Genomic DNA, 24760 nt, shown 5'->3' with positions numbered 1-24760 from the left:
CAGAACCCTTTTCAGGGAGATTTGATACGTTTCCCTTGCATCCATTACAATTAAGTACATATAAGAAATCAGCTATATGAAGGGGATAGGATATTGCTTACGCTAAATTTGTTCTTGATTGCACTTCTGATCTTTGCTACCGGATTCTTCGTAGCGACGGAATTTGCAATCATCCGGCTTCGCCCAAGTCGGGTAGACCAGCTAGTCATGGAAGGGAGAAAGAACGCGCTTGCCGTACAAAAGGTAACGAACAATCTTGATGGCTACTTGTCTGCATGTCAATTGGGTATCACGATTACTGCCCTTGGTTTGGGTATGTTGGGTAAGCCGACCGTAGAAGCCATTTTGTATCCTATCTTGCAGCCTTTCCTGCCGGAACAGGTGGTAGCCGTTCTCTCGTTTTTGATCGCATACTCGATCGTCACCTTCTTGCACGTAGTAGTCGGGGAACTGGCGCCGAAAACCATTGCTATTCAAAAAGCGGAGGCAGTCAGTCTGTGGGTTGCCAAGCCGATTATTGTCTTCTATAAGGTACTCTACCCAGCGATCTGGTTGCTCAATGGTTCCGCTGCAAAGCTGATCAAGCTGATGGGTATGAAACCAGCAAAAGAGCATGAAGATAGCCACTCTGAAGAAGAGCTGCGCATTATTTTGACTGAAAGCTACGAAAGTGGAAAAATCAATCAATCTGAGTACGGGTATGTAAGCAACATCTTTAACTTCGACGAGCTGCTTGCTCGCGAAATTATGGTGCCGCGTACGGATATGATCTGCTTGTATCGTGAGGATTCCTTGGAAGAGAACATGAAAACGATCAAGGAAGAACAATATACACGTTTTCCTGTTATTGCAGAGAGCAAGGACCAGATCGTCGGGGTTATCAATACGAAAGAATTCTTCCTGCGCTATGCAGAAGACGGCAATCTCGATTTGAAAAAACTGATTCGTCCTGTGCTCACCGTCTCGGAAGCAACACCCGTGAAGGATTTGCTCAAGACCATGCAAAAAAGAGGGACACATATTGCGATTTTGGTCGACGAATACGGCGGTACCTCAGGTATGGTGACCATCGAGGATATTCTTGAAGAAATCGTAGGGGAGATCCGAGACGAGTTTGACAGTGAGGAAAAAGCGGAGATTGAAGTGTTGCAGCCAAATGAACATCTGATTGTGGATGGAAAAGTGCTGCTCTCCGATGTGAATGACCTGCTGGGCGCATCCATCGAGGAAGATGAATTGGATACCATTGGTGGGTGGCTGTACAATCAAAACCCTGCGTTGAAGGAAGGCAGTCAGTGGCAGCACCAGGACATGGTGTTTACCGTATTGAAAAAGGATAAGCATCGTGTGCGAAAAATCGAGATCATAAAAAAAGCTAGTGTCCCTGCTGAAGTAGGAGAACACTAGTAACGAAGAGGATGGGACTTTTCCCATCCTTTTTTTGTACTATCGGAAAGTTTAAGTGCGCTAAAGCGCTAAAAAGATTAGCGGAAGATAGTATAAGTGCAACTAAGGCTCCGCCAAAAGCTTGGCGTAGCCAAGTTTTCAAATGTAAAAACCCTCTTGCACGTGACGTTACGTCACCTTTTACAATGAGGATGTGACGAACAGCTTGGTACAACCAATCTATATGGAACATTACCTTGCAGATAGAGCGCGAAAGGATGATAGATATGAGTAAACGACTAGAAGGCAAGATTGTTATTGTCACTGGAGCAGGTCGTGGTGTTGGACGAGGCGTAGCGCTAGCGATGGCCATTTCCTGCAACGTATTGGATCAGGAGCAGGTGAAACAGACGCTCGATACCGTGGTTGAGAAGTGGGGAACTGTAGACATCATGGTCAACAACGCCCAAGCTTCACGCGTGAAGACGTTTGAGCACATGACTGCAGATGACTTGCACCTTGCGTATTCGACCGGTACGTTGTCCACGTTCTTCTTCATGCAAGGAGTGTTCCCGGTGCTGCTATCGACGGGCAATACGGTCAAGCAGCCTATGCAGCGGCAAAAGAAGCGGTTCGTGGGCATCAACGTCAATCTGATCTGCCCGTTCGCCAACTCTCCAGGAATGATTGCATGGTCGCAGGCTGAGCCACAGGCCTACGAGGCTTCCCTCGCCAAACTGCCGATCAAGCGAATTGGCGATTGCGAAATGGACATTGGTCGGACAGCCGTATTCCTGGCTTCCAAGGATTCTGATTACATCACGGGACAGACCATCATGGTGGATGGCGGAGGAGTCATGGTTCGATAAAGGAGTGTTTTGCCAAAAGCTGTTGGCCAAGAGGCTGACAGCTTTTTTGCATACCATCGTTCTCATTCGTTACAATGAGCGGTAAGGGAGTGATCCAGCTTGACTCAAAATACCTACTCCACCAGTGAAATCGCCAAAAAACTCAGTGCAACCAAACGAACGCTCCGATTCTACGATCAGATTGGCCTCTTGACGCCGTCTTTTGTCTCGGATGGCGGACATCGTGTGTATACCGATGAAGATGTTGAAAAATTGTACAAGATTCGCTTGCTCAAATCGCTTGGCTTAAGTCTGAAGCAAGTAAAATTAATCTTTGAGGAAGCTGCTCTCGGCTGGGAGGATTTATTGCAACAGCAGCTGACAGAGATTGAAAAGCAATTGAAAAAATACAAGCTCATGCAGGAAATCGTCCTTGTGGTGCAACGATCGATCAAGCTCGAGGGAAAAATGGACTGGGAGAATTTATTCCGGTATCTCTACCTCCTTTATGAGGAAAAGCCAGACTCCAAGGTACATGTGCAACACCATCTGTTCACACCGGATGAGCTGGAGTTTCTACGGACACAGCTTCCGCTCATGCAGTCAGATGACCCACGAACCAATGTGTTTATTGAGGTTTTTTCCGAAATCAAAAAGGATGGGGAACGCGATCCCTTATCGGAAAAGGCACAAAGCTGGGCACGGAGGATCGCGGAGGCGTCGGATCAGATTTTTGCCGGAAGAGAAGAATTGCAAAAAAAGGCGTGGCGTATTCAGAAGGAAGCACCCGAGCTTGCTTTTCAATATCCGATCGATCCCGAAATCATCGCGTTTGTACAATCGGCAGTCGTGCATTACCGACAGGCAAGGCTTTCCAATCCTTCGAGATGAACCTATAATGATACGTGCGAATATCCTCTAAACTATGGTATAATCTTCTCGCCAAAACAAGATTAAGGAGTATGTGACGTGGAAAAAAAACTGATCTTCGGCCATAAAAATCCTGATACTGATTCCATCTGCTCTGCACTGGTTTACGCAGACCTGAAATCCAAACTGGGTGAAAACGTTGAACCGGTTCGCCTGGGAGTACTGAATGGTGAAACGCAATTCGTGCTGGACTACTTCAAGGTAGAAGCACCTCGCCAGGTAGAAACCGTAGCGAATGAAGGTAAGGAAGTCATTCTGGTAGACCATAACGAGCGTCAACAAAGCGCTTCGGATATTGAGCAGGTACAAGTGGTGGAAGTCATTGACCATCACCGCATCGCCAATTTCGAAACCAGCAACCCGCTCTATATGCGTGTAGAGCCAGTTGGCTGCACCACCACGATTCTCAAAAAGCTGTACAAAGAAAATGGCGTGGAGATTCCGAAAGAAATCGCAGGCTTGATGCTTTCTGCTATCATCTCGGACACCCTCTTGCTGAAATCGCCAACTTGCACAGAGCAGGACGTGGCAGCTGCACACGACCTCGCTGCAATCGCAGGCGTAGATTTGCAAACATACGGTCTGGCTATGCTGAAGGCAGGTGCTGACCTGAGTGATAAAACCATTGCAGAGCTGATCTCCCTCGATGCGAAAGAATTCCAAATGGGCAGTGCGAAAGTGGAAATCGCCCAAGTAAACGCAGTAGATGTAAATGATATCATGCATCGTCAAGCTGAGCTGGAAGCGGCATTGACCGCGATCATCGATGAAAAGGGACTGGATTTGTTCCTCTTCGTCGTAACGGATATTTTGAATAACGATTCCGTGGCTTTGGCGTTAGGAAAAGCGGCTCACGTCGTTGAGAAAGCCTACAACGTCCAGCTGAATGCCAACAAGGCAGTTCTCAAAGGCGTCGTATCACGCAAGAAACAAGTTGTACCAGTCTTGACCGATACGTTCCAAGCACTATAAAAAGAAAAATTGCAGGCTGCCGTGGGGAGATGCCCGGCAGCCTGCTTTCATGTTACATTTAAAGTGGAAATATTGGGTCAATTCCGATGTGATCGAAAAAGGAGGCGTTACCATGCACGACCACTCACCCATCGAACTGGGCAAACGGATTCATCTGATCGACGGCTATGACTGGGGGCTTCCGGAACGAACGGGCACATACGTGATCGCAGAAGAGCAGCTGACTTTGGTTGAAACGGGACCAAGCCCTTCTGTTCCATACATCCGATCTGGGCTGAAGCAGCTAGGCTTTTCGTTGGAGCAGGTAAAATACGTGATCCTGACACATATTCATCTCGATCATGCTGGGGGAGCGGGGTTGCTTCTTCAGGAGTGCCCGAACGCTACAGTCGTGCTCCATCCCAAGGCAGCGCGCCACCTGGTAGATCCCAGCCGACTGATTGCAGGAGCGAGGGCAGTCTATGGCGAGCAGTTCGATGAATTGTTTGATCCGATCCTGCCCGTTCCAGAGGAGAGGCTGCTCATTCGCGCTGATGGAGAAAAGCTGACGATCGGGCCTGATTGCACGCTTGAATTCCTGGATTCTCCGGGGCATGCCAATCATCATTTCAGTATCTATGATCCGGTGAGTAACGGGATGTTTACAGGAGATACGGCAGGTGTCTACTATTGCACCTTGAAAAGGGAGGGAATCGATTTCTTCTTGCCCTCCACATCTCCCAACCAATTCAGCCCGGATGCGATGCTGGCTTCTATCGCGAGATTCCGGGAACGAAAATTGGACAGGCTGTACTTCGGGCATTTCGGCATGAGCGAGCAGGTAGAAGAAGCGTTCCGGCAGGTAACAGAGTGGCTTCCGATTTTTGTAGCGGAGGGAGAAAAAGTCATCGCGGAAGGTCTGGGGCATGACGTACTTTGCGATAGACTTCTGGCAAAAGTTGCAGAACATTTGAAGCCGCTTGGAATTGGCGATGGCCATGCTGTTTTCGATATCATCAAGCTTGATCTTAGTGTTTGTGCGATGGGGATTGAGGATTATTTGCAAAAGAAAAGCAATGCCTAACATGCACATGGCTGCTGAGTTGCCAACCCTTGGGTCCCTTTAGGGATTCAAGGGTTTTTTGCGTCTTCAGAGGATGATCGATGCGTAGAAGGCGGCGCAAGCAACTGGAGCCGTTTTTTTCGGGGAGAGCGAGGATAGGCAGGAAAAATTTTGCCTCGGGCGATCACGGCAAGCTCGATCGTCTCTAGTGCGTGGCAATACACGTCCCCCATCTTTTCGTCGCGTACAAGGTTTTCGGACGAGATGAACATGCGCAAGACGCTAAGATCACCACGATACCAGTCTTGATGCGTCGGTGGTGCATGCTCTTCAGGCTCCCATGCATGCCGGAGAATAGGGGAATACAGGCGTTTCGCACCGGCTCTGAGCCGACAATTGCTCAATTTTTTGACGTTAGGCTGACCGGGCACCGATTCGTTTACATCGTGAAAGAGATGTGGCCAATAATCTTTTCTCGACCCGCTGTGTGGTTGGTTGACGGCCCATGCCAGAATTCCTTCCAACCGAGCTGAATCCCTGAACAAGAGCGCGTACAATTTTTTGCCTAATGCAATGCGCTCAGATAGGGAAGCAAAATGTGAGACTTTATCCCCGTATAGCCGCAACGGACTTCCTCCTGATCCTTTCATCTGGCTAGGGAAAAGAATGTGACCTAGAGATAGCAGCTCCTGAAGGGTAAAGGGCAGCGTCTGTATGACTGTTTTCTGGTACTTCTGATCTCGCATGACCTGCTCTTCAAGATAGTGCTGTTCATTGATGATCAAGCTGATGGTCAAAAGCTGGCGATCCCCTGTTTTCCAAAAGTGATTCCAGGCACCCTGCATGAACGAGGAGACATGGAGCCGGGAGAGTAGATGAAAAAGATTGGTCTGTTGCTTGACGCTTTCCTCATACAGTAATAATTGGCTGAAAGCAGCCGTGGAAGGAATTCTCCGCGCAGATCGGTCATATTCCATCCGGCGTTTCGGGAGACCAGATGAGCTAGTAAAGCCCATTGAACCTCGGGGCGCTTTTGATAAAAAGTTAGATAGGCACTGGTTCGACTGATATTGTCACCATTCCAGTCACGCGTTTGTTGTTGGATGCGCTCTATCGTTTCCTGATCTTTCTCTGAAAGGGATGCTGCTGCTTGCTTTGCGTGGCCTTTTGCCTTTACCTTCTTACATTCCTTAGCGAAGGAAAGGAGATGGGGAGCCAAGAACCACGGTAATTCCATGAGATCTCTCCTCCTTTCGTTGTACGATCGAAAAGTTTACCTGTGCCTTTTGGGTACTTAGGCTCCGCCAAAAGCTTGGAGCAGCCAAGTTTTCTACTAGCATATTTTTGCGGAGGTGAACCAGGTGAGCGATGTACAAACGGAAATTCGGCGTATTCAGACCTCTATGGTCGAATGGCAGAAGGCAGACGGATCCTGGCGATTTTGTCTAGAAACCTCTCCCATGACAGATTCGCACATGATCATCCTATTGCGAACCCTTTCTATTGATGATGAAGGATTGATTGAAAAACTGGTCAGCCATATCGTTTCCAAGCAGCAGGATGACGGTTCATGGAAACTGTATCCGGACGAACCACAAGGGAATTTGTCTGCTACGATTGATTCTTACTACGCCCTGTTGTTCTCTGGCCGGTATACGAAAAATGAGCCGAGAATGGCGCTAGCCCGTTCCTTTATCCGAGAAAGGGGAGGGCTTACCCAGGCGAACCTGCTGACCAAGATCACAACTGCTTTGACAGGACAATACCAGTGGCCTGCGCATTTTATCGTTCCTGTAGAGCTGGCTTTACTTCCTCCGAGCTTGCCCGTCAGCTTCTATGATTTTGTCGGGTATGCCCGTGTTCATTTGGCGCCTATGATGATTTGTGCAGATCGAAAATACGTAAAAAAGCTCCCGTACACACCCGATCTGTCTGATTTGTACGCCGTTCACCCCATCGCTCCGGGCATCTATCCACATGGTATCCTCGAACGCTTCGCCAAAGATGGGCAAGCCTTGCTATCCTCGACCCACGACTATGTGCAGCGACTTCCTTTTCTGCCTGGCAAGCTTCACGAAGTAGGCCTTCGAAGACTGGAGCAGTTTATGCTTTCGCGTATTGAACCGGACGGAACGCTGTACAATTACTCCACATCCACCACCCTCATGATTTATGCGCTGCTTGCACGCGGCTACTCTTCTCGAGATCCTGTCATTCAGAAGGCTGTAGCTGGGCTCAAAGCCTCTGTATGCTCGCAAGCTGCTGGCGTACACCTGCAGCTTGCGACCTCCGCTGTCTGGGACACCGCTCTATCGTCCCATTCCTTGCAGCGCAGCGGACTCTCCTTTTCTCACCCCGCGATTTCACAGGCCAATCGTTATCTCCTGAGCAAACAGCAAACGACTTACGGAGACTGGAAAATTCGCAATCCCGGAGTGAAACCCGGTGGTTGGGGATTCTCCGATCACAACACGATGAATCCGGATATCGATGATACGACGGCTGCCTTGAGAGCCCTGCATAATCAGGCCAAGACTGATCAACTGGCAGCCGCCGCTTGGAACCGTGGTCTGGTTTGGCTCTTATCCATGCAAAACGACGACGGTGGGTGGCCTGCCTTTGAAAAAAATACGGATTCTGCGCTGGTGCGAAACCTGCCGATCGAAGGGGCGGATACCGTCAGTACAGATCCCTCCACGGCGGATTTGACGGGCCGGACGCTGGAATTTCTCGGTCGTTATGCAGGGATGAGCGTATCAGATCCACGCATTGCTCGTGCGATTAGCTGGCTACTCGCAAACCAGCAGGCTGACGGCTCTTGGTACGGGAGGTGGGGGATCGCCTACGTGTACGGGACGTGGGCTGCCCTGACGGGTATGATCGCTGTGGGTCTCCCGCCTGATTATCCTGCCATCCAAAAGGCGGTTCTTTGGCTCCAAAGGATACAGAATCCCGACGGGGGCTGGGGGGAATCGTGTCTGAGCGACGAGAAGAAAACCTATATTCCTCTGGGAGCGAGTACGCCTTCCCAAACAGCATGGGCGGTTGATGCCCTGATCGCAGCCTCTCCCAAACCTACCCCTGCCGTGGAGCACGGCATTCGATTCTTGACGAGACGAAAGCCGGCTGGCGATTGGACTTCCTTTTATCCCACAGGGGGTGGGCGTCCAGGAGGTACGTATTTTGCCTACCATAGCTATCAGTGGATCTGGCCTCTGCTCGCTCTTTCGCACTACCAGGACAAATACATGTGAGCCTCGCCATTCCTCCTTCTTTTTTGCTGACAGGAATGCTATGATGATACGAGAATATGGTTGATTCATCACGTTCACTATGTATAAAACAACAGGTGCCTCGTCCGAAATGGACAGGTGAAAAGGGAAGCCGGTGAGAATCCGGCGCGGTCCCGCCACTGTAAATCGGGTAGGGTCCTCCGTGCCACTGTTTCTATGGAAACGGGAAGGGGAGGGCATCTGATACCCGTGAGCCAGGAGACCTGCCTGTTGTACGTTTACCTGCGTTCCTTCGCGGAGAGGATCGGCTGGATTGGGAAGTATAGGATATCGTTGTGTGTCCACGCCTCCTGAGCATAAAGCCGACCCTTTGTTTCCTTCGTGGATTCAAAGGGTTTTTCGTTAGTAGGTGTCGATTTCATAGGAATCGTGATGATGGAATGGAAGAAGAGAGGAAGAAGCACGGATGAAACGTTTTTGGAAATGGGGACTCCCTGTCCTGTTGACGATTGGATTATGGGGATGTTCGGAGCAGGCAGCCCCTCAAGCTCAGCCTGCACCTGAAGCAAAGCAGGAAACACCACATCAAAATACAGATGAATCGGTTGCCAAGCAGACCGTGTATCCACTTACGGTCAAGGATGCGACCGGAAAAGAGATCACGTTTGAAAAAGCACCTGAGCGCATTGTTTCCACGTCTCCTGCAGAGACGGAAATCTTGTTTGCCCTGGGTCTTGGAGAACAAATCGTGGGTGTGTCCGATTTTGATGACTACCCTGCCGAAGCAACAAAGAAGCCAAAGGTGGGGGGAGTTGTCAAGCCGAACGAAGAAGCGATTCTGTCCCAGAGTCCAGACTTGGTCATCGGCGGCATTTCGATGGATAAGCCGATCGCAGAAAAGCTCCAATCTTTAGGTTTGCCAATTTACATCACACGCCCCAATAGCGTGGCTGAAATCATGGACAATATTTTGCTCATGGGCAAGATCACCAACAAGCAAGAACAGGCAGAAGCGATTGTCAGCCAGATGAAGCTGGATATCGAACGGGTTACAGAGGCGGTTCAAGATCTAGGGCCCGAGGAAATGAAAAAGGTATACCTCGAATTTGCTCCCGGCTGGACGGTGGGCAAGGGAGAGTTTATGGATGAACTGATTACACTGGCCAAGGGAATCAATATCGCTTCCGATACTACAGGCTGGAATCAGATCAGTGAGGAAAAAATCGTCCAAGATGATCCGGACGTGATTTTGTATGCAAAAGGGCTCGTCGATCAGAATACCGGCAAAAATCTGGAGGAAATCATCGTCACACGAAGTGGATGGGAAAAAATCAAGGCGATCCAAGAAAAACAGGTTTTTGGCATGGACGAAAATGTCATGTCCCGTCCTGGGCCACGGATCACGCAAGGGTTGATTGAAGTGGCGAAGGCCATCTATCCCGATCGGGTGAAGTAGGATGAAGAGACGACTGGCTGCATGGGGAGGAGTAGGAATTGCTACGCTGCTCCTCTCTATCGTCGTGAGTATATCGATGGGGGCTGCCAGCCTGCCGCTGTCGCAGGTGTGGCTGATCCTTCTGCATCAGCTTCCTGGTATGGCAGAGCACATCCCGGTCACCTGGCCAGAGTCTGCTGAACAAATCGTAATGAAGGTGCGCTTCCCACGTGTGGTCTTGGCCATTCTGGTGGGAGCGTCCCTTTCTCTGGCAGGTGCGGGCTTTCAAGGCGTATTGCGCAATCCACTGGCAGATCCATACACGATGGGGGTAGCATCGGGTGCTGCTGTCGGAGCTTCCTTTCTCTTGCTTTTTGGCTTGCAAATTGCCTTTCTCGGACAATGGAGCACACCCGTAGTCGCGTTTCTGACTGGGCTTTTCAGTCTATGGATTGTCATGCGTCTCGCGAATACACAGGGCAAGATCCAGACCGAGACCTTGCTGCTGTCTGGCGTCGTGGTGCAAGCCTTTTTGGGCTCACTGGTATCCTTCATGGTCTCTTTGTCAGACAAGATGGTCAATGAGATCATCTTTTGGCTGTTGGGCAGCCTTTCTTTTCGGGGCTGGGCGTTTTCGTACGTCCTGCTGCCTTATTTGATCATCGGATTGGTTGTGCTGATCAGCTACGCGCGCTCACTCAATCTTTTTGCATTGGGAGAGCGGCAGGCAGCGCATCTCGGTGTCCATGTCGATCGAACCAAATTGATTGTCCTGGTCACAGCAACTATGTTAACAGCAGCAGCAGTATCCATCTCGGGAATTATCGGGTTCGTCGGACTGGTGGTACCGCATTTGGTCAGGCTGATGATGGGCCCTGATTATCGCTTGCTGCTGCCGATGGCGACGATCTTCGGAGGAATCTATGTTCTGTGGGCAGATACGCTGGCGCGAATGCTGCTCAGCCCGACAGAAATACCATTGGGTGTCGTTACGGCCTTTCTGGGCGCGCCCTTCTTCGCCTATTTGTTAAGGAAGAGAAAACAACAGGGGAGAGGATAGTCAGATGATCCAGGTAAGCGGACTGCATAAATCCTACAATCAGACGCCTGTCCTGCAGGATATCCAGTTTTCCGTAAGCAAGGGGGAGTTTTTCGGCATCATCGGCCCGAATGGAAGCGGAAAATCGACGCTTTGCAAGCTGATCTCTGGTGTCGTCGGAATGGACCAGGGTGAGATTCGTCTAGATGGAAAGCTGCTCACGCGCTACTCTCGCAAGGAGCTCGCCCGAATGCTGGCGGTGCTGGAGCAGGAAGCTCTTCCACCTGTAGGATTTCTCGTACGTGAAGTGCTGGAGATGGGGAGATTCCCCTATCAGAACTGGCTGGGCGAGGAAGCTTTGGACCCTACTCCCTTGATTGATGAGATCATTCACATGTTGAATCTGAGTGAGCTTGAGCAGCGTTCGCTCGATCACTTGAGTGGAGGAGAAAAACAGCGTGTCGCGCTGGGCAAGGCATTGGTGCAAAAGCCCATGGTTCTGCTCCTGGACGAACCGACGACATACCTCGATATCGGCTATCAGATCCAACTGATGGATATCGTGCGCTCCTGGCAAAAGACGACGCAGGTTACAGTTGTTGCGGTGCTTCATGATTTGAATCTGGCCTCGTTGTACTGTGATCGGATTTTGATGCTCCACAAGGGAAGGCAGGTAAGCGTGGGCAGTCCCGAAGAAATATTGCGCAGCAGTCTGATCGAAGACGTCTATGGCACTAGACCGATCGTATTGGAGCACCCGGTTCATCATTTGCCGCAGATCATGCTGCAGGCAGGTGGATAGGACGCAAGGGGAAGGATCAGCGTTTGGAGGGTGCAGGATGATTGCATTGGTGACGGGCGGAGCCCGTAGTGGAAAAAGTACGTTTGCGGAGCGATACGCCGCTCATCTCGGGGAACGAGGCATCTATATCGCGACGAGTCCCGTTTTTGACGAGGAATTGGAGCAGCGGGTCAAGCAGCACCAAGTAAGACGGGAGAGTTCTCCCTTTCACTGGGAGACGGTAGAAGAACCTTTTCAGCTGGCGGAAAAACTGACGGAACTAGGTGGACGGCCGGACGTGCAGGATGGTCGCACTGTCCTTTTGGTCGATTGTCTGATTCTGTGGCTGTCCAATTGGTTGGTGCGTGGAGAAGGGCACCCTTCAGTAGAGCATTTACTTGAGCAGATTATGGCATTGCAGGAGGTCATTCGCACGTTTCCAGGTTCTCTACTGCTTGTTACAAACGAGGTGGGCTACGGTATTGTTCCGGATTATCCACTCGGGAGAGTCTTTCGGGATGTCGCCGGTATCATGAATCAGCGTATTGCCCAGGAATGTGAGCAGGTTTTTCTCGTCACGGCTGGCATCCCGGTGGAAATGAAAAAGCAAGCCTTTCAATTTTAGTGAGAAAGAAGGTGAAGCAATGCCTTCTTTCTTTTTTTTCATCATTGAATTGCTGTCAGACAGAAGAAACTGGCAATTTTGAGATCGACAATTGTCTGAAAATATCGTAGTATGATAAATAATTTAGTGGGAATAAAGTTCTATAGCAAGTAGTCCCTAGAATCCGTCTATGGGGCTATTGAATATGGGTATATGTACTTATGGGGTCGCAGGCAATGTTTAATCCATGTCTGGATCTGGGTATTAAATGGAACATGAGGAATGGAGTCGATGCAAATGATTATTGAAGCGTTATTGATAGGAGCTGCCCTTTTGGTAGGGGGAAGCCTGGTGGCGAAATATTGGAACAGTATTGTCGATTGGCTCAAGCGATGCCTTCAAAAAGTGAAACAAGTGATCAAGACTGCTGTCTATGGAACCAAGGTATTCATTAAGAAGATCGGTGAGGCTATTGAGGAAATTTCCAAGCATTACGCCAAGGAAAATGGACGTTGGCAGGAGACGGTGATCACGAGAAAGGTCAACGAACGAGATGTTCCAGAAGACATCCGAGCGATGGCCCAGAAGTACCGCGAGACCGATATCACAGATGAACTGGAAGCTCAACTGACGCGATAGCCAAAGGAGACTTAACATGGAAATTATTATTGGTATCGTTCTTTTATTCATAGCAGTTGGCTTGGTCGTGACGTTGCTCAAGTATTTATTTTACGCGATTGTTTTCATTCTGGTTATCCTTTGGAAGCTGTTCAAACTCTCTTTGTACGTGCTGATCCCAGCCGGTATTCTATATGGTTTCTACTATTTGTACACCGTCATCGGCTACTGGTCGATTGCCATTTTTGCCGTGTGCGGCCTGATTGTGACGGCCATCGTCTACTTCAAGCCGGAGAGTACAGGGCAAAAAGTAAAGCGGATCTTTCTCGATATCGAAATGGCAACGATGGACGAGCTCCACGAGAAGCTGCGACTTGAAGGTCAGATGGATCGCTCTGAGATGAGAAGAGCCGTCCAGCATTTCGTGGATACGGGCAAACTGGAGGTCTTGGATTTCAAGGGAAAAGAACGCGTGTATCGCTGGACAGACGAACGCGAGTATCCGAACGGAGTTATTACCAAGCATATAAGATTGGACTGAGTGAGGAAGGGGATTTGACATGGGAATCGGCAGAAGGATTGATCAAAGCACGCCCACTATGCCTTTGAGCGCACAAGGGTCTATCGTTGGACCCAAAAATACAGAGCCAGTAAAGCAGGCTGTTGCAGAAGCAGGGAAAGACAGCAAGCCCCAGGCGGCTTCATTTATCCCGCAATCGCCAAAGTACAGCTTTGCAGACGTCATTTTGCCAGCCCGGACGCTGGAAGCCATCCAGAATGCGCTCGCGATCAAAGATAAAAGTGATCAGGTTTTTGACGCCTGGGGATTTTCGGAAACGCATAAACACTCGCGCAAGGTAGGGTTAAATCTGTACGGTCCGCCGGGCACGGGAAAAACAATGGTCGCTCATGCGATCGCAGAATATTTGGGTAAAAAGCTGTTAGTCATCAACTATGCCGACATAGAGTCCAAATTTGTGGGAGACACGCCAAAAAATTTGACCGAGGCTTTCCGCATCGCCACAGATTCTGACAGCATTTTATTTTTTGACGAGGCAGATGCGATTCTGAGTCGAAGAGTAACGAATATGAACAATGCGACCGATACCAGTGTGAATCAGACTCGCTCGGTTATGCTTACGCTTCTGAACGATTACCAGGGTGTCATCTTGTTTGCGACCAACTACATCTCCAATTACGATCCAGCCTTTATGCGCAGAATCCTGGCACACATCGATTTTGAACTGCCTGATTTTGACTGTCGTGTTCGACTTCTGAAAAAGCTGATTCCGACAAAGCTCCCACACGATATTCGTACAGAGGAATTGGCTAGAGAGTTTGACCAGATTTCCGGTAGCGATATCTCCAACGCGATTCTCATGGCGGCTTTTCGTGCAGCGAGAGCGGAAGAACCACTCGTCAAACATGAATACCTGGCGGATGCTTTGCAAGGAATCATGAAGAGTAAAAGGGCGAATAACACGTGGTCCGACCGTTCCGATTCGGTCAAAGTGGAAACGCGACCAGTCAGTGAAGAATACGTCAAAAGCCAATTGAAGCTTGAGGAGTTGAAGTAGGGTGATACTTACCGCGTTACTGATCGGCGCAGTTGCCGTATTGGCGATTTCTTTTTGGGACGAAATCAAGAACTGGATGCGATCTTTGGTTGCAAAAGCAAGGAAAGCAGTGAAAGCAACGGTGATCGGCGCAAAGATCTTTTTGAAAAAAATGAAAGAAGCGTACGAAGAAATTGCCAAGACATATCAGCAGGACAGCAAGGGACAATGGTATGAAACCACCGAAACCAAGCGCGTCTCGGAATCAGAGGTCCCGCCTGAAATTCGTCAGAAAGCCCGCGTGATCAACAAGGAAGTCGATATTTCCAAAGAACTGGAAGATGAGCTAAAGCTGATCCTGTAGGGGTGAGATGATGTGAAAGAAATGCCGGGCAAGATGATAAAGTCGGTCGAGAAGTTTAGTGACTTATTACATAAAAACCTGATCATTGAATTCAACAAAGAAAAAAACACGTTTGAAGCGATTGCCAAGCATTACGAAGCGGATTGCGACGCTGTCATCCTCGCAGCGATTGCACGCGAAAGGCTACTATTCATAGGTGGCTCCTTTACTATTGAAATCACGGAGGACGAACAGCATTTTCTGGTCGGGATGGAGGCCTTTTTTCAAAAAACGGACGGTGAATGGGTTGTGAAAAAGAACAAAAGCAGCAAATATCCCATCGAGCTATTGATTTTGGACGACAGGCGTGCGCTGAAACAAGAAAGACGGATCGCCTATGAACTTACCCATCCGGAAAAAGGTGAACAACATGATTAAAGAAACCATTATCGTGGGTGGGCTTGTCACAGCTGGCTGCTATCTCATGTGGAAGCACAAGATGAAGAAGGACAACCAGCGCGTCACATTGGATGAGTTGGCAGCTCAATATTCGGATGAATGTGATCGGATGATCGAGCTGGGATCAGAAAAAGGCTCCTTGTACTATGTCGGGGGCAGATTCTGTATGCAGAAAGCGGAGGTTGACAGCATCCGCCTCGATATCCAGATGTACTTTCAGAATCAACAAGGCGAATGGATTCAAAAACAGATCGGGAAAACAGTACCCTTGAGCCGGTTGACAAAAGAGGCTCAAGCCGAGCTGCTCAGCCGTGGAGAAGTCCAATATGAGCTGGAGCCACCAAAAGCAAAGGCGAGCATGTAAAGGGGAGGAGGGGCGGCTATGGAACCAGTCATGACGGCGGTTGTCGCGGAGAAGACAGCAGAGACGCTTGCGATTCAGGAGGCAGGCAAGAAGCTGGCAGAAGTCAGCAGTATGGCGCAAGAATGGAACCGCGCGGCAGAGCTGCAAATGAACAAGCAGGTTATGGAAAACATCAACGTCCTGTTGGAGCAGGATCGCTATAAAAAACTGGCCGAATTCCGGGAATTGTCTCAGCACTCGCCAGAGATGGTGCGAGCAGCTTACAATGACATTCATTTGAAAGGTCAATTCGGGGAAAGCTTGATGGAATCCGTCCTCATGCAGCATGGCGAAGTCCGGACACAAATCGGAGTCCAGCTGGATGGCGTCCCGACTGGCAATAAAATTGACCTTCAATTGCTTGAATCGGACGCGAGCTTAAAGCAGTGGGAGCTGAGACTGGACAAAGATCACGTGGTGGTGGATGCCAATTACGATGTGATGAAGGGTGATTCTGCTTCGTACGAAGTGAAGAACGGCGGAATGCCCTATCTTCGTCAAGAACTGGCTGCAGGGGAGCTGCAGCAGCAGATTCAGGCAGGAAGACAGATTTCGGACCATTCCTTTGTGGTTATTAATGAAGATACGGCACAGGCGCTTCTGCAAAGTCCAGAGCAAGCCAGAGCTGTGATCGAACAAATCCAAGACGCAGGCGGGAAGCTGATTGTGGGGTTGCCTAAGCAATCCGTACAAATGGCTATGTTCCTGTAGTAAGGAAGGGCGTGAGTGAAGTGGAAATGAAAGTCTTGATTCTTCAATCGGACGATAAAACCTTGCAGACCCTCTATGAGCAGTACGCGTCATGCTCTGTTGCGGCAGCAGATCGGGATTTGCCTTTTGCCAGCAAAGTGGACTCGCTTGAAAAACTGCATGCCTTTGCTCAACAGATCGAAGTCCGAATCCATCAGCTGTTCCAAAGCGGAAGCGTTGAACCGGCATGCTATTCTGCTGCACAGTGGGATGACATACAGGAGCCTGCTCTCAAAAGCAGCCTGCTCAATGGCTTGTATGGGCCGCATGAGTTAAAAGAACTGATGGACAAGCACGAAGCTGCGATACCGTCAGAATTGGAGAGCTTGTTCCAATCGCTTGTGCGGAATGAAGCAAGCGAGCATTTTATTTTGATATGGAACACCGGGGAGTTGGAAGCAGGTGCCATTTTATCAATTAACAGAATTAGATCGGACCAGTGAGCATGACAGCTATTATTTTTATCAGGGTAAGGACGAGATCCAGATCCAGTTGAATTTCGGCTTTTCGATAGCCAAGGAGATTGTGGAGTTTATCGCGCATCATTCGCAGGCGAGTGAACCGCTGTCCCTTTATATCGTCTATCAAAAGGAAAAGCTCACCTATATGCTGGGAACCGCTGATAGTGAGCTTCGCGAAAAATTGAACAAGCACTTTTCTTCGTGCGTGTGGGAGAAGCTGCCTCGAGACCTGGATACAGCCTTTGCTGCGGAGAAAGTAACGCTATCGGGCAGTGTGTCCCCACTCGTTTTACAGGATAGAAAAGAAAACCTGCTGGACGAACTTGTGAAGATGATCCCACGGGAGGATTTTCTCATCCAGGTCAAATTCCACCTGAAGCAAGAGTCAGTCTTCAAGGAACAGCTTCGATTGCTGCACGATCACATTGCCAAGCTTTCGCAAAAAAGCATGACTCAGGTGGGCGAGCAGGGGCATCTTGGTGAGAATCTGATGAAAATGATTGCTGGAGGAGAAAACACGTCGTATCAGTTGAAGGATGTGACTGCTCAGCAACAGCTGGAAGTATTGGAGAATCATCTCTACGTCTTGAGCACCCAAGGCACTGTTTTCAAGCAGGTGGACTATCATATTTACGCTGGGGATGGCATTGCGTCCCTAATAGCGAAAAAAATGGAGTCATTCGCGCGACGCTCTGGATCGCTCAGCATGTATCAGCTGCGCAAACAAGCCAGCAGCAGCCTGGAGTATGTCAACTATGCTGCCGCGAACTGTATTGCACCCATTATCGCGCTGCCGACGAGCGGCGTCCCTGGGATCAAGCTGAACAGACGCGTTGAATTCGACGTCGATCTGCAAGAACCTCAGTATCCCGCAATCGAGCTGGGTACCCTGGTCAAGCATCACGCTACCCGTATTCCTGTCCAGATCGCGTTGAAGGATCTGACAAAGCATGTGTTCGTTTCGGGTGTCACAGGAAGCGGGAAGACGAGCACGATCAAGAGCCTCCTGATGAAAGCCGTAGAGGCGAAGAAGCCGTTTTTAGTCTTGGAGCCTGCTAAGACCGAGTACAAATACCTCGAAAATCAGGTTCCGAACCTGCGTCGCTATACACTTGGCATCGAGGGTGCAAATGGATTTCGGATCAACCCTTTTGCTTTTCCAGAGCATATTCATATTCAGACCCATCTGGATCACTTGAAGTCGGTATTCGTCGCAGCCTTTCCGATGTATGGACCGATGCCCTATATTCTGGAGACGGCATTCTATCACATCTATCAGCGCACCGGCTGGGATTTCATTTCCGGTACCAATCTGTTTGCTGAACAATTGGAACGCCAAGCGCTTTTCCCGACTATGGAAGATTTGCATCAAGCCATCGATCAGGCTATAGAGGCTGTAGGCTATTCAGCTGATCTGACCAGCGATATTCGCGGGGCATTGAAGGTGCGGATCGGCAGTCTGCTCAGTGGCGCGAAAGGGAGCATATTGAACACGCAGGAGGGTCATTCCATCTCAGAGCTTTTGCAGACGCCAACGGTGATGGAGCTCGAATATATCGGAGATGACCAAGAAAAGGTGTTTCTCATGGGGCTGCTTCTCGTCTCCATTTACGAGCACTACTCCTCCGAGGGGAAGCATAGCGGCACTCTTCAGCATTTGCTTGTCATCGAAGAGGCTCACCGCCTGTTGGAAAATGCGCAACGCTCCTCGAATCAGGAAATTGGCGATTTGCGGGGAAAAGCTGTCGAGACCTTCAACCACATGCTCTCCGAGATCCGTACGTACGGCCAGGGCATGATTATCGCAGACCAGATACCGACAAAGCTGTCTCCTGATATTATCAAAAATACGAATCTGAAAATCATTCATCGGCTGTTCGCCAAAGATGACAGGCAATTGGTTGGTGACGCCATCGGACTGGATGATGAACAGATCCAGGAAATCATTCGGTTGAAGCAAGGAGAGGCCGTTATTTTTCATGGACAGATTGATCGGCCGATGAAAGTCCATGTCCAGGTTGACGCAGAACTGTTGGCCGAGAATCAAGCCGATCCGAAACGTCCAGAGCGAGCTCCCTTTGATTTGGCTAGATTCGTCCTGCAGCAGGAAAGATTTCGTTCGGATAGCAAGCGGCTCATCGGAACGTATCTCTTGTTTCCGGAAGCAGAGTGCGCGATCAATGAGAAACTGTCGCAGCTCGTCAGCCGTATAACGGGACAGCAATTTGATCAGGGGACGATACAGGGACTTTGGAGCTCTCTCGTCCAGCGTTTTTTGCAGGATACGTCTCTAGCCGAATGGATTTCTTACGTTTACCTGGTAGAGATAAAAACAACGATTCAACAAGGCGAAGCTCCGCTTGAGGTCCTAAGAGACGCGCTTACCCGTTTTCTTCCGGCTGCATCCGTTCCTTACAGCATGGAACGATATGCGGACCTGGCTACTCCGTATGCATGGATGAAAACGCTGTTTCCGACTGGAGAGGCATTGTCTGAACTGCTGGAACATCCTGAGGAGCTTCACCAGGACAATCGTAGACTGCAGGCCAGGGTGCTCAAGTACAGCGGCATTGCAGCCATGGTTGAGCTTTCTGTTCTGAACAGTAGGCAAAAAAGCAGACTCTGTCATGCAATCGTTCTGGATGAATGCAGCGATTATCCTGAGCTGTTGGAAAAGTATTTTGCGATCAAGCCCATGCAGCCTTGGGTAACGCTTGGACAGCATGTGTGACCATCGTCCTGATCATGGTAACGGGCATTGTGAAGGCTTCTATAATCGCTTTTTTTATGATATAATTAAAAAAAAGCAATGGAAGGGATAAGGATACCATGCGTCCCCACAGGACGATTTGGAAACAATTTGACCTCTCCTACATCTAGCTTCGTAGTAGTCGATCGTCACTCGGGCGGTTAACCTACTACGAAAGCGAGGCCATTTGTATGAGTAGCGACTTATACTTGCGAATATCCTCCGTAGTCGGTTGGCAGCCCATGCCTAAACCGACAAAAATGCGAGGAATTCAAGATGAAGAGAGCGCTGCAGTTCATTCAACGTTACGGTATGATTTTGTTTGGAGCTTGTTTGCTTGCTTTTGCTTACTATCACATTAATTTTCAGAACCACCTGTCAGAAGGAGGGTTCGTCGGGCTGGGCTTACTGGCCAAGTACATCTTTGACTTGTCACCGGCACTCATGATGCTGGCGTTAGACATCCCACTTATTTTGGTGGCATGGCTGGTAAAAGGACGTCAGTTTATCTGGAACACGGTGGTCGCATCTCTTTCTTTTACGGGTTTTTACGAGCTGTTTGAAAAGTATTCGCCTATCGTTTTGGACATGAGCTCCATGATGCCGCTTGCTTCACTGTTGTCCGGTGTCCTCACTGGACTTGGGACAGGGCTGGTATTGCGCTTTGGAGCCGCTACAGGCGGTGACGATATCCTTTCCTTGCTGCTCAGCAAATACACAGGACTTACAGTAGGGACGATTTTCCTATTGATGGACGTGATGGTCCTCAGTCTTTCCTTCTGGTATTTGCCTGCAAAAGAGATGTTTTACACGATTCTTGCAGTGGTGATCTCCAGTCGCGTCATTAACTGGAGTATGGGTCTTGGTGCTGCACCTCAAATGGAGGCTCATCAAGGTCACGGACATGGGCGCGTGTCCCTGAACCATCGATAATGAAAGAGATGTGCGTAGTGGTACGCATCGCATCTAATAAACACTTCTTGATCAAACGTCGCGATGAACGACTGATACTGACACCCCTTCATGATGAGATGGGAACCCCTTTGTGGAGTTGCCTGTCTGCATGGAGGGGTGTTTAGTTTTGATCAATTTTTTTTTTTTTTTCAATGATACGCAATGTTGCGACTAACGGCGCATAAAACCCTTAGCCTCCACATCCGATACCAGAATAGAGAAGAAAATGGATAAAGGGGAACTCACGATGACAACCTACTATTATTTCACTTGTACAAAGTGTGGGACCAGAGGAGGTTCCTTAGGAAGCCAGGCATGGGGATGGGGAAATTTTGACATGATCGAATCATTCAAATTTCTTGCCTATCACATCAATAAATGTGGAGAGGATTCAATCCGGATCATCTCAGAGGACGTCGTACACTATGTAGATCTTTTGCATGATGAATATAATGTTTTTTTAGAAGAAACGAAGCATATTTTCCCGCATTCCAGAGATTGGGATTTTCTGGTTCGCTCGCATGAATTGTCCATCGAGGATTTGAAGCAAAAGTGGGTCGATGAGCAAGCGATTAGGGAAGAGGACGAAAGGATAAAAATTACAGGACACATCAAAGAGATCGAGATCATGAAGGAAGGTCCCGGTCACTATGTGTATTTGGGCCAAGTAGTTTGCCTGGATGGTGAAGTAAACAAGGTATTGGCGCATTCACGTGAATTGCCCGAATTGAATCAATCTTATATGATTATGGGGGTCATGCAATACCATCCTGAGCTTGGAGAGGTGTTGGAGGTACATAAGCTTCTTTCTCGCTCCGAGTCAAGCGCATAGAGAGGAGGAATTACCGTGCAATTGGAAGTCGTGGGACAATCGCTGGAAAGAATACGCCAAGGCAATCCACTTATTCACAATATCACCAATGTGGTCGTCACCAACTTCACCGCGAATGGTCTTTTAGCATTGGGAGCTTCGCCGGTCATGGCCTACGCCAAGCAGGAAGTTGCCGAAATGGCAAGCATTGCAGGTGCATTGGTTCTCAATATGGGAACCTTGAATGAAACCGAAGCTGAAGCAATGATCCTTGCGGGAAAATCGGCCAACGAACATGGAGTTCCCGTCATATTTGACCCGGTAGGGGTAGGTGCTACTGCGTACCGTACAGCAACCGCTCAAAAAATCGTCGAGCAGGTCAAAATCTCGATTCTCAGAGGAAACGCCGCAGAAATCGCGAATGTCATCGGCGAAAAATGGCAGATCAAAGGCGTCGATGCGGCACAAGGAAATCAGGATGTCGTCGCACTCGCCCAAAAAGCGGCCAAGCAATTAGGAACGATCGTTGCCATCACGGGAAAAGAAGATGTCATCACCGATGGGAAAACACTGTATCGCATCGGGAACGGTCATCCCATCTTGACCAAGGTGACCGGTACAGGCTGTCTGCTTACTTCTGTGATTGGTGCTTTTGCTGCGGTGGAAAGCGATCTGCTCCTGGCAGGGGCATCGGCCCTTGTTTGCTATGGGGTAGCAGCTGAAAAAGCGGCCAAAAAATCTGCAGAAGAAGGCCCAGGGAGCTTTCAGGTGCAGTTTTTGAATGAGCTGTCTGCGATTGTGGAAGATGATGTGAAGCGGATGGGAGTCGTGCAAATAGAAGTGCTGGAGCAGGGTGGTTAATCTCTCATGACTTGCCCTTGAATTCAATGGAGAGTTATGATAGATTAATCATTGCACATGCTCGTCTTTTGAGCATGATGTTGGATGGATGTCCGAGCGGCCGAAGGAGCACGATTGGAAATCGTGTAGGCGGGGTCAACTCGTCTCGTGGGTTCAAGTCCCATCGATCGCCCCATTTTTAAAATCTACACATATACTATCCTATTAAACCATGCGGTCGTGGTGGAATTGGCAGACACACCATCTTGAGGGGGTGGCGGGGCGACCCGTGCGAGTTCGAGTCTCGCCGACCGCATTATCTACATAGGACGTACACGAACAAAACCAGCTTGTTGGTCTTCGAGCCAGCATCGCTGGTTTCTTTCTATTGTAAAAGAAGCTGACTCTTCGTCTCTCGTAGACAGGAGTCAGCTTCTTGTGTATGCATAGACGTCTCAACCGCTTTTTTCCCTCATGGCTTGTGATGGAGGGAGGACTTGCCGCCATTTGATTTGTGGTACTGCAATCGCTGCCAGGATCAACAAGACGCCGCTCCATTTGGTCAAACTGACTGGCTCGTGTAGAACAAAGCTGGCCAACAGGACAACTGCAGGCAACTCCATCGCGCTGAGTATGGTGACCAATCCGTTTCCAAGGCGGGGAACACTGACGGAGAGACAAAAGATCGGAATAACCGAGCCGAACAAGGCTACGAGCAGCCCGTATGGCAATAATCCGTCCAGCAATCGTCCATTCAGTAAAAAGGTCGGCGGGTACACCAGTGAGAGCATCAAGGATGCCATGCTGATCGAAATGGCACTTCGCAGATACGGATTCAGGTCTGGAAGAATACGGCCGCTCATAAAAATGACGACGGCAAAGGAAAAGCCGGATAACAGTCCACATACCAAGCCGAACAGACTGACATCATTCCAGCCTGTCTCGCCAAGGCCGCTGGCAAGAACCGTTCCGCCGCCGATCATGATGATCGAAATCCATTTATCCAGGCTTGGCCATTGACGCTTGGAGATGGATTCAAGCAGAATGCCAAACCAAGTGAATTGAAAGAACAGGACAATAGCCAGCGACGCAGAGAGATGACTCACGGCAAGATTATATAAATAACTGGCAAAAGCCATCATCAGACTGACGGGTACAAGGGACATGACGTATTTGAAGCGAAACCGTGCTTTGGAAAATAGGAGTGCAAGTACAGACATGATGATTCCGCCAAAAAGAAGCTGACTGCCACTCAGCTCGGTGGGTGTGTAGCCAGCTGAAAAACCAAGCTTCATGACCATGGATAATACGCCATAGCTACATGCCCCGAGCAAGACGAGGATTACAGAGCGCCAGTATGTCATAGGTGAACTTCCTTTCGATACAATAAAAATTTGGTGAATAAAAATATTGTACTATAGAGGTAAAATTGGTACAATTAATATTTTTGGCACTTTATTCTACTAATGTGGTAGTGAAATAACGGAGAAAACCGTCTACCTGTAATCTAGAGCGAGAATGTGATAGCAGGAATCGGGTGAATCCGCTACACTAGGAGCATTAGACGAGATTTCATTTCTCCACTGGGGGCTAATGAGAATGAGACGAGGAGTCGTATACGCTGTCATTGCGTATTTGGTCTGGGGTTTGCTTCCGTTGTACTGGAACGTGTTTCAAACCGTAGGAGCATTTGAGATACTTGCCCATCGGATCTTATGGTCATTTGTATTTGTAGGAATCGTCTTGTTGATCAAGAAGCGTTGGAGAAGCATGATGAGCGCTCTTTCTGGGGCTAAAGTAAGAGGGGCGATGATTCTCAGCTCGATCTTAATATCAGCGAACTGGCTCATTTATATCTGGGCGGTTAATAACGAAAAAGTACTCGAAACGAGCTTGGGTTACTACATGAACCCCCTCTTGAGTGTCTTTTTTGGTGTCATCTTTTTAAGGGAACGGCTGCAGCTGGGACAATGGATTGCGCTAACGCTAGCAGCCATCGGAGTTCTATACAACACCCTTCAATACGGAGAAGTTCCGTGGGTGGCGATTGCGCTCGCATTATCGTTTGCCTTGTACGGGTTGGCGAAGAAGAAGGTGCAGGTGGATGCGCTGACCGGCGTGGCTTGTGAGACCCTGCTGATCGTACCGGTTGCCCTCCTTTATTTGAGCGCGATACAAGCGAACGGAACGGCCACGGCGTGGGATATGCAAGGCTGGCAGATTCTGCTTCTGACCCTGACCGGGGTGGCAACGGTATTGCCGCTATTCTGGTTCGCCGAGGCAACGAAAACACTGCCGTTATCCACGATCGGCTTCATCCAGTATCTGTCACCGACCATCTCCATGTTTTCGGCTATTTTCATTTTTGGCGAGCCTTTTACGATCACGCATATCATCAGCTTTTCCTTCATCTGGGCAGCTCTGATCGTCTTTACGATCAGCTCCTTGCGGAAAAAATCTCAGCCAGTTGCGCTGCGAACATAAGGATGGAAAAGCAAAAAACTCCTGACAGTTCGGCCGATCAGCCAAGAGAGTCAGGAGTTTTT

General features: G+C 49.2%; 24 protein-coding genes, 1 tRNA gene, 1 pseudogene and 1 riboswitch. Of the genes and pseudogenes, 24 read left to right on the top strand and 2 right to left on the bottom strand.

From position 1 onward, the window contains the following. Positions 1–93 precede the first annotated feature (93 nt). From EDM52_RS04300 to EDM52_RS04280, 5 genes are all read left to right on the top strand, one after another. A complete protein-coding gene (locus EDM52_RS04300; protein WP_122907794.1) occupies positions 94–1407 on the top strand; it encodes a hemolysin family protein in 1314 nt (437 codons plus the stop codon). Between the two features lie 266 nt (positions 1408–1673). Next, entirely contained in the window at positions 1674–2255 is a 582-nt protein-coding gene (locus tag EDM52_RS04295) for an SDR family NAD(P)-dependent oxidoreductase (protein WP_245996511.1), read from the top strand. Positions 2256–2354: 99 nt separating this feature from the next. Continuing rightward, positions 2355–3125 carry a MerR family transcriptional regulator gene (locus EDM52_RS04290; RefSeq protein ID WP_122907793.1) on the top strand — a complete coding sequence of 257 codons (771 nt, stop codon included), beginning with the start codon at positions 2355–2357 and terminating at the stop codon, positions 3123–3125. Between the two features lie 78 nt (positions 3126–3203). Then, positions 3204–4136: a manganese-dependent inorganic pyrophosphatase gene (locus EDM52_RS04285; RefSeq protein ID WP_122907791.1), complete on the top strand. Its 933-nt coding sequence runs from the start codon at positions 3204–3206 to the stop codon at positions 4134–4136. A 112-nt stretch (positions 4137–4248) separates the two neighbouring features. Next, on the top strand, positions 4249–5199 hold the full coding sequence (locus EDM52_RS04280; protein ID WP_122907790.1) for an MBL fold metallo-hydrolase: 951 nt from the start codon (positions 4249–4251) through the stop codon (positions 5197–5199). Positions 5200–5246: 47 nt separating this feature from the next. On the opposite strand, the pseudogene EDM52_RS04275 reads toward EDM52_RS04280, so the two are convergent. Next, positions 5247–6415 (bottom strand): annotated as a pseudogene (locus EDM52_RS04275) (DUF2515 family protein). 124 nt (positions 6416–6539) lie between these two features. On the opposite strand from EDM52_RS04275, the gene shc reads away from it, so the two are divergent. The 18 genes from shc (at position 6540) to EDM52_RS04175 (ending at position 22530) form a co-directional block, all read left to right on the top strand. After that, a complete protein-coding gene (gene shc, locus EDM52_RS04270; RefSeq protein ID WP_183184822.1) occupies positions 6540–8432 on the top strand; it encodes a squalene--hopene cyclase in 1893 nt (630 codons plus the stop codon). 76 nt (positions 8433–8508) lie between these two features. Then, a riboswitch (cobalamin riboswitch) is annotated at positions 8509–8696 on the top strand. Between the two features lie 181 nt (positions 8697–8877). Next, positions 8878–9867 carry an ABC transporter substrate-binding protein gene (locus tag EDM52_RS04260; RefSeq protein WP_122907786.1) on the top strand — a complete coding sequence of 330 codons (990 nt, stop codon included), beginning with the start codon at positions 8878–8880 and terminating at the stop codon, positions 9865–9867. Position 9868: 1 nt separating this feature from the next. Continuing rightward, positions 9869–10906 carry a FecCD family ABC transporter permease gene (locus tag EDM52_RS04255; protein WP_122907784.1) on the top strand — a complete coding sequence of 346 codons (1038 nt, stop codon included), beginning with the start codon at positions 9869–9871 and terminating at the stop codon, positions 10904–10906. A 4-nt stretch (positions 10907–10910) separates the two neighbouring features. Then, positions 10911–11687, top strand: coding sequence for an ABC transporter ATP-binding protein (locus tag EDM52_RS04250; protein ID WP_122907782.1), 777 nt, complete (start codon positions 10911–10913; stop codon positions 11685–11687). Positions 11688–11724: 37 nt separating this feature from the next. Beyond that, a complete protein-coding gene (cobU, locus tag EDM52_RS04245) occupies positions 11725–12291 on the top strand; it encodes a bifunctional adenosylcobinamide kinase/adenosylcobinamide-phosphate guanylyltransferase (protein ID WP_122907781.1) in 567 nt (188 codons plus the stop codon). Positions 12292–12561: 270 nt separating this feature from the next. After that, positions 12562–12909 carry a hypothetical protein gene (locus tag EDM52_RS04240; protein ID WP_245996509.1) on the top strand — a complete coding sequence of 116 codons (348 nt, stop codon included), beginning with the start codon at positions 12562–12564 and terminating at the stop codon, positions 12907–12909. Between the two features lie 16 nt (positions 12910–12925). Beyond that, positions 12926–13429: a hypothetical protein gene (locus tag EDM52_RS04235; protein ID WP_122907780.1), complete on the top strand. Its 504-nt coding sequence runs from the start codon at positions 12926–12928 to the stop codon at positions 13427–13429. Positions 13430–13448: 19 nt separating this feature from the next. After that, positions 13449–14465 carry an ATP-binding protein gene (locus EDM52_RS04230; RefSeq protein ID WP_122907778.1) on the top strand — a complete coding sequence of 339 codons (1017 nt, stop codon included), beginning with the start codon at positions 13449–13451 and terminating at the stop codon, positions 14463–14465. 1 nt (position 14466) lies between these two features. Then, positions 14467–14808 carry a hypothetical protein gene (locus EDM52_RS04225; protein ID WP_122907776.1) on the top strand — a complete coding sequence of 114 codons (342 nt, stop codon included), beginning with the start codon at positions 14467–14469 and terminating at the stop codon, positions 14806–14808. A 12-nt stretch (positions 14809–14820) separates the two neighbouring features. Beyond that, positions 14821–15225: a hypothetical protein gene (locus EDM52_RS04220; protein ID WP_122907775.1), complete on the top strand. Its 405-nt coding sequence runs from the start codon at positions 14821–14823 to the stop codon at positions 15223–15225. Next, positions 15218–15610, top strand: coding sequence for a hypothetical protein (locus tag EDM52_RS04215; RefSeq protein ID WP_122907773.1), 393 nt, complete (start codon positions 15218–15220; stop codon positions 15608–15610). Before EDM52_RS04220 ends, EDM52_RS04215 begins: the two co-directional genes overlap by 8 nt. An 18-nt stretch (positions 15611–15628) precedes the next feature. Further along, complete coding sequence (locus tag EDM52_RS04210) at positions 15629–16360, top strand: hypothetical protein (RefSeq protein ID WP_122907772.1); 732 nt, start codon at positions 15629–15631, stop codon at positions 16358–16360. 11 nt (positions 16361–16371) lie between these two features. Continuing rightward, positions 16372–16842: a hypothetical protein gene (locus EDM52_RS04205; protein ID WP_148038726.1), complete on the top strand. Its 471-nt coding sequence runs from the start codon at positions 16372–16374 to the stop codon at positions 16840–16842. Further along, complete coding sequence (locus tag EDM52_RS04200; RefSeq protein ID WP_122907768.1) at positions 16802–19591, top strand: ATP-binding protein; 2790 nt, start codon at positions 16802–16804, stop codon at positions 19589–19591. The genes EDM52_RS04205 and EDM52_RS04200 overlap by 41 nt, the downstream gene beginning before the upstream one ends. A 294-nt stretch (positions 19592–19885) precedes the next feature. Beyond that, complete coding sequence (locus EDM52_RS04195) at positions 19886–20542, top strand: YitT family protein (RefSeq protein WP_122907767.1); 657 nt, start codon at positions 19886–19888, stop codon at positions 20540–20542. A gap of 358 nt (positions 20543–20900) precedes the next feature. Further along, positions 20901–21395 (top strand): hypothetical protein, encoded by a 495-nt coding sequence (locus tag EDM52_RS04190; protein WP_245996506.1) that lies wholly within the window; start codon positions 20901–20903, stop codon positions 21393–21395. Positions 21396–21410: 15 nt separating this feature from the next. Then, positions 21411–22235 (top strand): hydroxyethylthiazole kinase, encoded by an 825-nt coding sequence (gene thiM, locus EDM52_RS04185; RefSeq protein WP_122907763.1) that lies wholly within the window; start codon positions 21411–21413, stop codon positions 22233–22235. Between the two features lie 213 nt (positions 22236–22448). Next, positions 22449–22530, top strand: a tRNA-Leu gene (locus EDM52_RS04175). Between the two features lie 139 nt (positions 22531–22669). On the opposite strand, the gene EDM52_RS04170 is transcribed toward EDM52_RS04175, so the two are convergent. Continuing rightward, positions 22670–23578 carry an EamA family transporter gene (locus tag EDM52_RS04170; protein ID WP_122907762.1) on the bottom strand — a complete coding sequence of 303 codons (909 nt, stop codon included), beginning with the start codon at positions 23576–23578 and terminating at the stop codon, positions 22670–22672. Positions 23579–23813: 235 nt separating this feature from the next. On the opposite strand from EDM52_RS04170, the gene rarD reads away from it, so the two are divergent. Continuing rightward, complete coding sequence (gene rarD / locus EDM52_RS04165) at positions 23814–24698, top strand: EamA family transporter RarD (RefSeq protein WP_122907760.1); 885 nt, start codon at positions 23814–23816, stop codon at positions 24696–24698. The last annotated feature ends 62 nt before the right edge of the window (positions 24699–24760 follow it).

This window comes from Brevibacillus invocatus (assembly GCF_003710915.1).
GTDB classification, from domain to species: domain Bacteria; phylum Bacillota; class Bacilli; order Brevibacillales; family Brevibacillaceae; genus Brevibacillus; species Brevibacillus invocatus.
This window is presented reverse-complemented; position numbering and strand designations above follow the sequence as displayed.